Origin of the sequence: Myroides sp. C6-3 (assembly GCF_050522425.1) — a bacterium.
Classification (GTDB): domain Bacteria; phylum Bacteroidota; class Bacteroidia; order Flavobacteriales; family Flavobacteriaceae; genus Flavobacterium.
Window position 1 is genome coordinate 44,596 of sequence record NZ_JBMVQP010000006.1, and the last position, 13,560, is coordinate 58,155.

A 13,560-nucleotide genomic window follows, 5' to 3' on the forward strand; every position below is an offset into this window, starting at 1 on the left:
CAAACCTTATAGTATAAATATCAAAGATTACGCAAGGACAAAAAAAAAGAGATCGGCGCTTGCCAATCTCTTTTTTGTATGTACAAAGGTAGTAAACCTTATTTTCCTTGATTTTTCAACAAATCTCTGATTTCCGCCAACAAGTCTTCTTGTGTTGGTGCTGGTGGTCCCGCTGGTGCTGGTTCTGCAGCAGCAGCTTCTTTCTTTCTCAATTGGTTAATTCCCTTTACCATGATAAATACACACAGCGCTAACAACGTAAAGTTGATTACTTCTGTAATAAAATTACCATAAGCAAAAATAACATTCCCATCAATCCCTCTTGCTGCATCTAAGGCCGCACCGTCAGGAGCCTCTCCTTTTAATACTACATACATATTAGTGAAATCTGGTGTTCCTATAATTGCAGAAACTATAGGCATAATAACATCATTCACGATACTGGTAACGATCTTACCAAATGCCCCTCCAATGATAACCCCTACTGCTAGGTCCATTACATTGCCTTTTACAGCAAATTCTTTAAATTCTTTTAAAAATCCCATAGTTAAATTTTTATTGATTGTTTTTAACAAAAATACTTATTTTATTCTAAAAAAAACTTTTTTTTACTCTTCAAAGAAAATTCTTTTAACTCTTTGAGATACACTTGTTATAATCTCGTATGGAATTGTTTCTATCGCTCTTGCAATAATCGTTGTTGGAAGTTTTTCTCCAAAAATCACCACTTCATCTCCTTCTTTGCAATCTATTTGCGTTACATCAACCATCAACATATCCATACAGATCGAACCGGTTATTGGTGCTTTTTGATTGTGAATTAAAACGTAGCCTCCTTTACTTCCCCATAAACGGTGCACACCATCAGCATATCCTATAGGGACTGTGGCTATTTTAGTTGGTTGAACAGCTCGAAAACGACGTCCATATCCCACACTCTCTCCTACTTCAATTTCTTTTACTTGCATGATACGCGTCTTCAATGTGCCGACATTTTGGAGACTCATCATTTCCTCTACGTCATTTCCTATTCCGTACAATCCAATACCTAATCGAACCATATCCATTTGATAAGCTGAAAAATTATAAATGCCCGACGTATTCAAGATGTGTAAAAGTGGTTTACTAGGTAATTGCTCCTTAATATAGGTACTATTTTTTTGAAAGTGCTTAATTTGCTCCAACGTAAAATCCTTATACTCCTCCATATCACTAGACGACAAATGGGAAAAGATAGACTTTACTTCTAAGGCATTGGTGTGCTTTAAAATCGCAATCAATTCATCCAGCTCTTCCGTCGAAAAGCCATGACGATGCATGCCTGTTTCTACCTTAATATGTATCGGATATTGATAGGCATTTTTTTCGCGTACAAGTTGAAGAAAGGCACGTAGTTCTCGGATCGAATAAATCTCTGGTTCTAAATCGTACGCCAACATCGCAGAAAAAGCGCCAATCTCAGGATTCATCACAATAATATTCATTTTAATTCCCGCTTTTCGCAAGGCAATTCCCTCGTCTGCAAATGCAACACCTAAATAGCTCACTTTTTCGTGTTCTAACAACTTGGCAATTTCAACACTACCGTGTCCATAGCCAAAAGCCTTAACCATGACCATAGTCTTTGTTTCTGCTTTGAGTTTAGAACGGTAAAAGTTTAAATTATTTCGAATAGCGGTTAGGTTAATTTCCAATACAGTTTCATGGGTCTTTTCCTCTAATAAGCTGACTATTTTATCGAAGCGAAACCCTCTAGCACCTTTGACTAAAATAGCTTCCTCTTTAAATTCATCTACCCCTACTTTCTGTAAGAATTCATCCGTGGAAGAAAATGATCGCACCGCAGGAGAATCGCTCATATACTGACTAATCTCTTCGCCAATACAAATTACTTTTCCAATGCGATAGCTGATCAACAATTGTTTAACTTGTTGATACAATTCAGCAGGCGCTAACCCACTGTGAAAAATATCAGATAGGACAACTGTCTTATTGGGATTACTGCGATGTTTTTCCAAGAAATCTAAAGCAATACGCAGGGATTGAAAATCGGAGCTATAGGCATCGTCTATAATAGAACAATTGTTTATTCCCGTTTTCACTTGTAAACGCAACTCAACCTCATATAGTTTTTTGATCCGCGTTTGTATTGTTTCAATACTGTATTGCAGAAGGAGCATCGTCAAAATACAAGTCATGCAATTTTTCACTGCAAAGGGAGCTACAAAAGGGAGCTCTACGGTAAACGTTTCTACCTTATTATATATAAGCGTTAATTGATTGGCTTGTACTTGACCGTATAAATCTGCTTCTAAGTCAGTTAAACTCCAACTTATATACTTAGAAGTAGCAGGTACAGCCGCCAGAATGCGATCGTCTTTTTCGCCTATTATCGTGGGTGTATGCGTGAACAACTGCATCTTTTCACGAATCTTTTGCTCTTCACTCGCGAAACCATCTTGATGCTCACTTGTAATAGCCGTGAGAATACCGATTGTCGGTTGTACAATGGGCTGTAAAAATTTCATTTCATCAACCGTCGAGATTCCCACTTCAAACAAACCAAGCGTATGTTGTTCCGTCATGCCGAAAATCGACAACGGAACTCCTGTTTGTGAATTGTAACTCTTCGGACTTTTAATGATGGAATACTCTTTACTCAGCAAGAAATTCAACCATTCTTTCACTACCGTTTTTCCTCTACTTCCAGTAATGCCGATAACGGGAATATCAAATTTAGCCCTATTCCAAGTAGCTGCTTGCTGCAAGGCGTGTAACGTATTTTGAACGACAAAAAACGTTACCCCTTCTTGCGCTATAATTTTTGTCCGATCTGACACTACAAAATAGCGTATCCCCAACTGAATCAATTCGTTGATATACGCATGACCATTGTGATTTTGCCCAACTAATGCAAAGAATAAAGTTGTATGATCATTAGACAGACTTCTACTGTCAACAGAAACGCGGTTAATTTCGAAATGCGTCTCCCCTATATTTCCAACTACCTCAGCCTGTAAATAAGCAGTGAAGTTCGCAGTATCAATATTCATTCGTTTGCCTTTATTTAGTTAGACACAAAGGTAAAAAGAGTCGATCTTTTGATCGCTATAAATTACATTTAATATAAGCCCAACCTTCTTCTTGTTTTTCTATAATTGCTATTAAGCCTGATGGAACGTATGCAACATGCTCAAAAATATCAGCTTTGTCTATTTTTCTCACGCGAATTGTATTTTCGCAAGCAAAGAACTGAACTCCTTTTTGCATCGCTTGTTTTAGGGCATCGCCCACCATTGTTTTTGTTTTTCGCACCATACCGATTGCGGGTCCATGAACTACTACATGGATTTCAACATCTTCGCCCCAGTGGTTGCGCACATTCGTTACATAGGTCATTAATGCGTTTTGCTCATTGATATTTTCTGTATTCATCTGAAAAACAACTCTATGTTTCTTTCCTGTATTCATAATTGTACTCGTTTAGTTTTTGTTTTTTGTTGATTAATTATAAAGCTACTAAATCCTTTTTCATTATCCGATACTTTCCTTTGTTTTTTATAACATTTATACCCCTATTTTCTAGAATTATCCTTTAATGTATCAAAAGTTACTGTACAGCTATAAAATAAGGGAGATATTTGTTTCATATAAATTAATAGACTTAGTATGATGCACTGGATTTACGAACCTTGGCCTTGGTATATTGGTGGTATTTTTATCGCTACAACATTAGTATTACTCCTTTTCATGGGGAAAACTTTTGGTTTTTCTTCCAATTTACGAACGATGTGTTCGATGATGGGCGCAGGAAAAACCTGTGATTTTTTCTGTTTCAATTGGAAAGCCCAAACGTGGAACTTGCTCTTCCTAGTAGGAACAATACTTGGCGGATTTATTGCCTATCACTTTTTAAGTATAGAGGGAGCAGCCATCCCTTTGGGAGAATCTACCATTCAGAAATTACGTGACTTAGGTATTGAGAGTGCTGGTCAGGCTTATGTTCCCACAGAACTCTTCGGTGGAGAGGCTTTTTCTTCTTTCAAAACCATTGTTTTACTCCTTCTTGCCGGTTTTTTTGTTGGTTTTGGATCGAGATATGCAGGTGGATGTACTTCTGGACATGCCATCACTGGGTTGAGTAACTTTCAATTACCCTCACTCATCGCCGTTATCGGTTTTTTTATTGGTGGATTAATCATGGTACACCTTATTTTTCCCTTCCTATTTTAATTGAAACACTATGAAAAAATTAGCTTATTTATTGGTCGGTATGTTATTTGGCATTGGCATGTTCAAGTCAGGTGCAGCCTCTTGGTTTAGAATTTATGAAATGTTTCACTTTGACAGCTTCCACATGTATGGAATCATGGGAACTGCGCTAACACTTGCTGTACTTGCTACACTCTATATCAAGAAAAAAAACAGCAACGATTTTTCAGGTAATCCCATTGTTTTCACTCCAAAAGAAAAAAGTATTCCCCGTTACTTAATTGGCGGTACATTTTTTGGTCTGGGATGGGCTCTAGGTGGCGCTTGCCCTGGTCCGATGTTCGCCTTGCTTGGCGCGGGTTTTTATCCGATTATCATTGCCATTATCGGCGCATTGTTAGGTACTTGGTGCTATGGACTGATAAAAAAATGGTTGCCCCATTAAAAAAAAAGCGTAGTTCTGCTTCATTTTTTGATACATAAAAGCATTTAGACTATCTTTAATTCCAAACAACTAGATACGTTAGTATGGGACATATTATTAAAGAGAAATATCGAAATCTTTTTGAAGCAAAATTGCTAGATGAAATCATTGAAGTCTCTACAATTAAAGACTTTACAGAAGGTGAGCGCCTAATGGAAATCGGCGAATACATCAAAAAAATTCCTCTTTTATTAGCTGGAGCGATTAAAATTATTCGCGAAGACCAAAAAGAGGGAGAGATTGTACTGTATTACATCGAAGAAGGTGATACTTGCGCAATGACCTTAACTTGCTGTTTGGGTGAAACAAAGAGCCAAGTGCGCTCTATTGCCGAGAAAGATGGAAGTGTAATCTTAGTTCCCGTTGGTAAAATGGACGATTGGCTTGTTCGCTATAAGAGTTGGCGCAATTTTGTATTGAATAGCTACAACAACAGAATGAACGAGATGTTATCTGCTATTGACAGCTTGGCTTTTATGAATATGGAAGAGCGTTTGTGTAAATTATTGCAAGATAAAGCTAAAATATACAACAGCAAATTCATCCACAACACCCACCAAGAACTCGCTGAAGAACTCAATACGTCGAGAGTCGTGATCTCTCGTATTTTAAAAACCTTAGAAAATCAAGGCATCATTCGCCTCAACAGAAAATACATTGAATTGCTCAAAAACTAATGGCTTATGGAGGTAGAAATTATCGGGTATAGTCTAGCACTTTTAGTGGGAATTTCACTGGGCTTAGTTGGCAGTGGAGGATCTATACTAACGGTTCCTATTTTGGTCTATATCCTAAAAATAGAACCTTTTTTGGCAACGGCCTACTCTCTTTTTATCGTAGGATCAACAGCCCTAGTAGGCGGAATACAAAACGCAATCAAGCGCAAAGTAAATTACAAACTAGTCTTGCTCTTTGGAATTCCATCGCTACTAGCGGTATATGCAATGCGCGCTTTTGTATTGCCTTTAGTGCCTGACACCTTCAACCTTGGATCTATTTCTCTTTCGAAGAATGTAGTCCTTATGGTCCTTTTTGCCCTAGTAATGTTCGCCTCTTCCGTGAAGATGATTCGCCCCAAAACCATTACACCCCATCAGCATGAACCGCAACAAAGTAGATTAATTCTCCAAGGCGTTTTGATCGGTATTGTAGCGGGTACCGTAGGTGCAGGTGGTGGTTTTTTAATCATTCCCGCCTTGGTCTTATTTGCCAACAGCAACATGAAGGAAGCCGTGGCGACCTCCTTGTTTATCGTGGCGATCCAATCGCTCGTCGGTTTTTTAGGTGACCTAAACAACCCCTTGATTGACTGGAATCTACTGTTAACCTTTAGCGCCATTTCGGTCGCTGGGATCTTCTTGGGCATATTCCTTACGCGTTATATCCCAGACAACAACTTAAAAAAAGGCTTTGGTTATTTTGTACTCCTCATGGCCTTATACATATTCAGCAAAGAAGTGTTTTTTTAGTTTGTAACCTAAGTTACAGCACAAGTCAAAACATCTTCTTACTTTTACTAATCAATAAAATAAACAAGACTTATGAAGATAGAACAAATTTATACGGGATGTTTAGCACAAGGTGCTTACTATATAGAGAGCAATGGAGAAGTTGCTATTATCGACCCTTTACGCGAAGTACAACAGTACGTGGACAAAGCAGATAAGGATCAAGCGAAGATTAAGTACATTTTCGAAACGCATTTTCATGCGGATTTCGTTAGTGGACACGTAACGTTAGCAGAAAAAACGGGCGCACCTATTGTATATGGTCCAAATGCCAACCCGACATTTAAAGCACATATTGCTCAAGATAACGAAGTGTTTCAATTGGGAAATATCACCATTACGGCCTTGCATACTCCAGGTCATACGATGGAGAGTACAACCTATTTATTAAAGGATGAAAACGGCAAAGATCACGCTATTTTCACTGGTGATACTTTATTTTTAGGCGATGTAGGTCGTCCTGATTTAGCACAAAAAGCAGCTAGCTTAACGCAAGAACAATTAGCCGCTACTTTATACCACAGTTTACGCGATAAAATCATGCCATTAGCGGATGATGTTATTGTGTATCCAGCACACGGCGCGGGATCTGCTTGTGGAAAAAACTTGAGTAAAGAAACCGTTGGAACCTTAGGAGATCAAAAACAAACCAATTACGCTTTACGTGCAGATATGACGGAAGCTGAATTTGTCAAAGAAGTAACAGATGGCTTACTTCCTCCTCCTGCTTATTTCCCATTAAACGTAAAGCTCAATAAAGAAGGGTACGACAACGTAGAAAATATCATTCAAAAAAACCAAGCCCTACAGCCCAATGATTTCGAAGTGTTAGCAGAAGAATCTGGTGCTTTACTACTCGATGTTCGTGCAGCAGCTGACTTTGCCCAAGGCCATATTCCGGGATCTATATTCATTGGTTTGGATGGGCAATTTGCTCCTTGGGTAGGTGCGCTAATTACAGATATCCAACAACCCATCTTGATTATCGCTCCGGAAGGTCGTGAACAAGAATGTATCATCCGCTTATCTAGAGTAGGGTATGACAATTCACTTGGCTACTTAGCAGGTGGGTTTGACGCATGGAAAAACGCAGGTAAAGAATATGACACCATCCAACAAGTAACAGCTAGTGAGTTAGAAACAGCGATGAATACTGAAGATATCACCATTTTTGACGTGAGAAAACAAGGAGAATTCAATGCTTCACACATTCAATACAAAAATCTAAATCACACCCCACTAGATTTCTTAAATGATCATTTAGCAACATTCCCTACAACAGGAAACTTCTATATTCACTGTGCAGGTGGATATCGTTCGCTCATTGCTGCTTCTATTTTGAAGGCTAGAGGATATCACAACATGATTGACGTTATTGGTGGATTTGGAGCAATCAAAAACACGGGAATTGCATTAGAAGACAACAGCTGTACTTCTACCTGTTCTTCTAATTTAAAATAAAAGACATGACAAAGTTTGAAGCGTTAATTCAATCAGATCAATTTGTATTGGTCGACTTTTTCGCTACCTGGTGTGGACCTTGTCAAATGCAAGCCCCAGTTTTGGAAGAAGTAAAAGCAACTTTAAAAGAGGCGATTACTATTATCAAAATTGACGTGGATAAAAATCAAGCGATAACCGCACAATACAGTACACAATACAACATGAGAGGTGTTCCTACCTTGATGTTGTTTAGACAAGGAAAGCTCTTGTGGAAACAGTCGGGATATACAGATAAACAAACGTTGCTGTATCAATTTGATCAGTTTAAAGACAAGTATTAAGCACGCTATTTCTTGTCTGATGAAAAAGCAAACGAAGCACTTCGCCTAAACGAAGTGCTTTTTTTTGTACGTTTTTTAACATATTTACAACGCTACATCGGTAACAATTATAAAAAATAGCGACCTATCTCTTATAGAATTAAATCTCCAACAGGAGACTTAGCTATAGCTAATGATAACACATCACAATCAATCTAGATGAAAAGAATTTTTTACACCCTTGTACTGGCGAGTGCGATTGGTTTCACCAATTTTACAATCGCACAACAGAAAAGCAAAGCGACTTTTGTTACCCAAGTTGAAGACATTAAAGAATACAAACTCAGCAATGGACTTCAAGTTTTATTACTTCCAGATGCTTCCCAAAACAACGTAGTGGTAAACATTGTTTACAAAGTGGGTTCTAAGCACGAAGGGTACGGAGAAAAAGGGATGGCTCACTTATTAGAGCACATGCTTTTTAAGAGCACTAAAAACTTAGGAGACATCAAAAAAATGCTTTCGGATAAAGGAGGTGCAGCAAATGGAACAACGTATTACGATAGAACGAATTACTATGAGATTTTCCCTGCTACAGACGAGAATTTAGCCTGGGCTTTAGAAATGGAGGCCGATCGCATGGTCAATGCCACCATTCTTCAAGAGGACTTAGACAAGGAGTTCTCCGTCGTACGCAATGAGTTTGAGATTGGAGAAAATGATCCAACTAGTGTATTACTGGAACGCACGGCGAATACGGCCTACTTATGGCACAACTACGGCTTGAGTACTATTGGATCTAAAGAAGATATTGAGCGCGTAAAAACACCTCAACTTAGACGCTTTTACGAAAAATACTACCAACCAGACAATGCTGTACTAGTGGTAGCTGGAAAATTTGAAGAACAAAAAGCAATCGAGTATATCGAGCAATACTTTGCTGTAATTCCAAGACCAACACGTATATTAGATGAAATCTTAACGGTAGAACCGGCTCAAGATGGTGAAAAATACATTGAAGTAAAGCGCAGTGGAGATAGCAAACACATTCAAATGTTATACCATACTGCTTCTTATGCGGATAAAGATTTCGCCGCTTTAGAAGCACTAGAGTATATTTTAAACAACGATCCATCGGGGTATTTACACCAAGCGCTAGTTGAAACACAAAAAGTCTCTTCGCTTTGGGCTTATAGTCCTACTGTACGAGATGCTAGTTTTATGTTGTTTAACTTTGACGTGCCAAATGACAAGGATCAATTAACTACGTTAACCGACATTAAAACCGAAGTAGCAAAAATTGCCGACATTCAATATACGCAAGCAGACTTAGATCGCGCAAAGACAAGTTTGCTTAAAGATATCGAGGCTCTTCAAAACAACACCATTGAAACGGCGATTAACTTAACTGAAATCATCGGCTCTGGCGACTATCGTTTAGCTTTCTTACACCGTGATAACATTGAAAACCTAACGGTAGAAGATATCAAACGCGTAGCGAATAGATACTTTAAAGACAACAACAGAACCATTGGTTTATTTATTCCAACCAAAGATGAAGTTCGCGTAAAACCAGATGAATTCTTAAATTCTGATATTGAGCATTTAGTAAAAGAGTACAAAGGAAAAGAAACGTCTCACGATATTAGAGCTTTTGCACCAACGATTGCCAACTTAGAGCAGAACTATACCACTGGTCAATTGAGCAATGGAATGAAATACGGCATTATTGACAAAGATCTAAAAGGAGAAAAAGTCACTATTTTTGCACAAATTCCAGTTGGAAACCAAAAAGATTTACTCCACAAACAATACATTGGAAGTTTTACTGCTAATTTGTTGACCACCGGGACAACAACAAGATCAAAACAAGAAATCCAGGACCAATTGGATCAATTAAAATCAAGCCTTAGTATTCGTTTCTCAGGTCAACACATTTTAATTTCAGTTTCTTCTTATCGCAATACAATCAAAGAAACCATGGATATTTTAAACGATGTATTGAAGAATCCTGTATTTCCTGAAAGTGAATTGACTAAATTAAAATTAGAACACATTACCTATTTGGAGGGTACTTTAAATGATCCGGAACAACTTGCTTTTACTAAACTAGCACAAGCGACCTCAAACGAAGAGAAGGGCAGTATTTTTTATGCTTCTTCTACACAAGAAGATATTGATGGAGCAAAAGCTGTTACCACACAAGACATCAAAGAGTTCTACGCAAAATTCTTTGGTTCCAACAATGGAGTTGCAACGGTCTTAGGTATGGAAAACCAAGAAGAAGCCAAAGGATTATTGGAGCATGTTTTAGGAGATTGGAACAACAACGCCCCCTTTGAAAGAGCGTATCCTACTTTCTTTGAAACCAAAAAAGGAAAGGAAATTACCCTTACACCAGACAAAGAGAATGCTGCAGCTGTTGGACAATTAAATTTCCAAATGAATAAATCAAACCCGGATTATGCTGCCTTAACGCTTGCAAACGAAGTCATGGGTGGTGGATTTATGACGGCTCGTATTCCACAAAGACTACGTGAAAAAGAAGGAATTAGCTATGGAGCAGGTACGAATTTAACTGTACCGAATAATCCGAAAAGCAACACTGCAAGTTGGATGATTTTCGCCTTCTTAAATCCAACAAAGCAAGGAGAAGTCGAAACTGCGATCAAGGAGGAGTTTACAAAACTAGTTGCCGATGGAATTACAGAAGAAGAGCTAAAAGCAAATAAAATAAGTTGGAAGAGCAGTAGACAAGCAGCGCTTGGCAATGATAACTACTTGCTTTCCTTGTCAAATTTATATTTGACATTCGACATTCCATTCAGCGATTTCGACAAGTTAAATGCTGATATTGAGAAACTAACCGTAAAACAAGTGAATGCTGCAATTAATAAATACTTGCAACCTTCGAAATTCACCACCATTTACGTGGGTGATTTTAAAACAAAATAGACGTACTAAAAGAGGGTGTCCCAAAAGGTGACACCCTCTTTTTTTTACGTCTTGTTCCATCTTGAAATAGCAGAATCTAAAAGCTATAGTCAAGGTACATATAGGTTTCCTTTTGGATGCCTCAGCAATACCTCCAGTGTGAGTCCATAGTGCCTCTATTGAAAACTTAGTTTTAATGGACTCACTATGGACTCACCATGGACTCACTATGGATACACCCCGAACAAGAGTACTCTAATCCCCATCGAACGGTACCACTAGAGTTGCGAATCCTCCCTCCTACAGTATTGTTTAACAACTAAAATCTACACTTGTCCTTCCAGCCAAATAAAGAAGGTGTTTCGCTCCTTTTGACAAGTACACTTCGATTTGCTTTTGTTCGTAATGCTCAGAAGTATCAAAAATAAAGTCCAAATTTCCATCTCCATCTAAATCGCCCACAAACAGTACTTTTACAAACGTATCATTGAAATGGGGGATATCTAACACCAATTGCTCATCACCGCCATCCACACTCAAATATAATTTATAGTCCTCAAATAATTTAAAGGCCTTTTCCCGCCCTGAATCATCCACATAAAGATAAGTATCCATTTGTTTGCCTTCTGCTCTTAAAACGTATGTTTTACCCTTAAAAACATAGTTCTGTGGTGCTTCTGGCCAAAGAGGTTGTTCTTTGGTGCTTAATACTTCTTTTTAAACAAAAAAAAAGACTATCTCAAGTTGAGATAGTCTTTTATCTTGCGGCGAATTCGCCTTAGTCATTTAATTTTAATACAGCCATAAACGCCTCTTGTGGAATCTCTACGTTTCCTACTTGACGCATGCGTTTCTTTCCTGCTTTTTGTTTTTCCAATAATTTACGTTTACGAGAGATATCCCCTCCGTAACATTTTGCTGTAACGTCTTTACGCAAGGCTTTTACCGTTTCACGGGCAATTACTTTTACTCCGATAGCAGCCTGAATTGGAATATCAAACTGTTGACGTGGGATCAATTCTTTCAATTTCTCACACATTTTCTTCCCAATATGGTAAGCGTTATCAGCGTGCATTAGTGCCGACAAGGCATCTACTACGTTTGCGTTCAACATCACGTCTACTTTTACTAAGTTCGACGTACGCATTCCAATTGGCGAATAATCAAACGAAGCATATCCTTTAGATACTGTTTTTAAGCGATCGTAGAAATCGAATACAATCTCAGCCAAAGGCATGTCAAACATCAATTCTACACGGTCTTCCGTTAAGTACGTTTGATTGGTAATAATTCCGCGTTTTTCTATACACAAACTCATTACTGGTCCCACGAAATCCGCTTTTGTAATGATCGTTGCTTTGATATACGGTTCTTCTACGCGTTCTAATTTTGAAGGTTCAGGTAAGTCCGAAGGGTTGTTAACCACAATTGGCGTTTCCGGATCTTTCTTGGTATACGCTAAGTAAGACACGTTGGGAACGGTTGTAATTACCGTCATGTTAAACTCGCGTTCTAAGCGCTCTTGAATAATCTCCATGTGCAACATTCCCAAGAACCCACAACGGAAACCAAATCCTAAAGCAGCCGAACTCTCCGCAGCAAATACCAAAGAAGCATCGTTTAACTGCAATTTCTCCATCGAGTTACGCAATTCTTCGTAATCTTCTGTATCTACAGGATAAATACCAGCAAATACCATTGGTTTTACGTTTTCGAATCCTTCAATCATATTTTGTGTAGGCACTTTAGCATCTGTAATCGTATCCCCAACTTTTACTTCTCTTGCTTCTTTAATACCCGAGATTAAGTAGCCTACGTCTCCACTTGAGATCACTTGTTTCGGTACTTGATTCAACTTTAAAGTACCAATTTCATCCGCGAAGTACTCTTTACCAGTAGCCATAAATTTAATCTTCTGTCCTTTTGTAATTTTTCCATTGATTACACGGAAAATTACTTCAATTCCTCTAAACGGATTGTATACAGAGTCAAAGATAAGGGCCTGTAACGGCTCTTCTACATTTCCTTTTGGCGCTGGTACTCTTTCAATAATCGCTGATAATATTTCTTCTACTCCTAGCCCTGTTTTACCAGAAGCAGGAATAATTTCTTCGTAATCACAACCCAATAGATCAACAATGTCATCGCTTACCTCTTCTGGGTTAGCACTTGGCAAGTCAATTTTATTTAAAACAGGAATAATTGTCAAATCATTCTCTAAAGCTAAATAAAGGTTTGAGATTGTTTGCGCTTGAATACTCTGTGCAGCATCAACAATCAACAACGCACCTTCACATGCGGCAATAGATCTAGAAACTTCGTAAGAGAAATCTACGTGTCCTGGTGTGTCAATTAAGTTTAATATATATTTCTCGCCTTTGTATTCATACTCCATCTGGATCGCATGAGATTTAATTGTAATCCCTCTCTCACGTTCCAAATCCATACTATCCAAAAGCTGATTTTGTTGCTCACGTGCACTCACCGTTTGCGTAGCATCTAACAAACGATCTGCTAACGTACTCTTTCCATGGTCAATGTGAGCAATAATACAAAAGTTTCTAATGTTCTTCATCTTGGTTATATCCATTATTATAAGATCAATAAAGTAAAAAAGTCAGAAGAAATAGGACTTCTTATCCCCGTGATCTAAGTTGTA

12 protein-coding genes are annotated in these 13,560 nt (G+C 38.2%); 7 read left to right on the forward strand and 5 right to left on the reverse strand.

All coding sequences use genetic code 11. The annotated features are described in order from the left end of the window. Positions 1–98: 98 nt before the first annotated feature. From mscL to ACPDG9_RS04120, 3 genes are all read right to left on the reverse strand, one after another. The gene (gene mscL, locus ACPDG9_RS04110; protein WP_430526493.1) at positions 99–545 is read right to left on the reverse strand and encodes a large conductance mechanosensitive channel protein MscL; all 447 of its coding nucleotides are present in this window, start codon (positions 543–545) and stop codon (positions 99–101) included. A 63-nt stretch (positions 546–608) separates the two neighbouring features. After that, positions 609–3,053, reverse strand: coding sequence for a bifunctional UDP-N-acetylmuramoyl-tripeptide:D-alanyl-D-alanine ligase/alanine racemase (locus ACPDG9_RS04115; protein WP_430526494.1), 2,445 nt, complete (start codon positions 3,051–3,053; stop codon positions 609–611). Between the two features lie 55 nt (positions 3,054–3,108). Continuing rightward, complete coding sequence (locus ACPDG9_RS04120; RefSeq protein ID WP_430526495.1) at positions 3,109–3,471, reverse strand: DsrE family protein; 363 nt, start codon at positions 3,469–3,471, stop codon at positions 3,109–3,111. A gap of 201 nt (positions 3,472–3,672) precedes the next feature. Here ACPDG9_RS04120 and ACPDG9_RS04125 point away from each other — a divergent pair, with 201 nt between their 5' ends. From ACPDG9_RS04125 to ACPDG9_RS04155, 7 genes are all read left to right on the forward strand, one after another. Continuing rightward, positions 3,673–4,233 carry a YeeE/YedE family protein gene (locus ACPDG9_RS04125; RefSeq protein WP_430526549.1) on the forward strand — a complete coding sequence of 187 codons (561 nt, stop codon included), beginning with the start codon at positions 3,673–3,675 and terminating at the stop codon, positions 4,231–4,233. Between the two features lie 10 nt (positions 4,234–4,243). Beyond that, entirely contained in the window at positions 4,244–4,657 is a 414-nt protein-coding gene (locus tag ACPDG9_RS04130; RefSeq protein WP_430526496.1) for a DUF6691 family protein, read from the forward strand. A gap of 83 nt (positions 4,658–4,740) precedes the next feature. Then, complete coding sequence (locus ACPDG9_RS04135; protein ID WP_430526497.1) at positions 4,741–5,373, forward strand: Crp/Fnr family transcriptional regulator; 633 nt, start codon at positions 4,741–4,743, stop codon at positions 5,371–5,373. 6 nt (positions 5,374–5,379) lie between these two features. Next, positions 5,380–6,165, forward strand: coding sequence for a sulfite exporter TauE/SafE family protein (locus tag ACPDG9_RS04140; protein ID WP_430526498.1), 786 nt, complete (start codon positions 5,380–5,382; stop codon positions 6,163–6,165). A 72-nt stretch (positions 6,166–6,237) separates the two neighbouring features. Next, a complete protein-coding gene (locus tag ACPDG9_RS04145) occupies positions 6,238–7,665 on the forward strand; it encodes an MBL fold metallo-hydrolase (protein WP_430526499.1) in 1,428 nt (475 codons plus the stop codon). Between the two features lie 5 nt (positions 7,666–7,670). Beyond that, entirely contained in the window at positions 7,671–7,988 is a 318-nt protein-coding gene (trxA, locus tag ACPDG9_RS04150) for a thioredoxin (protein ID WP_430526500.1), read from the forward strand. A gap of 198 nt (positions 7,989–8,186) precedes the next feature. After that, a complete protein-coding gene (locus ACPDG9_RS04155) occupies positions 8,187–10,922 on the forward strand; it encodes a M16 family metallopeptidase (protein ID WP_430526501.1) in 2,736 nt (911 codons plus the stop codon). A 291-nt stretch (positions 10,923–11,213) separates the two neighbouring features. On the opposite strand, the gene ACPDG9_RS04160 is transcribed toward ACPDG9_RS04155, so the two are convergent. Then, positions 11,214–11,516, reverse strand: a complete 303-nt coding sequence (locus ACPDG9_RS04160; protein WP_430526502.1) for a hypothetical protein — start codon at positions 11,514–11,516, stop codon at positions 11,214–11,216. Positions 11,517–11,679: 163 nt separating this feature from the next. Beyond that, positions 11,680–13,476 (reverse strand): translation elongation factor 4, encoded by a 1,797-nt coding sequence (gene lepA, locus ACPDG9_RS04165; protein WP_430526503.1) that lies wholly within the window; start codon positions 13,474–13,476, stop codon positions 11,680–11,682. Between the last annotated feature and the right edge of the window lie 84 nt (positions 13,477–13,560).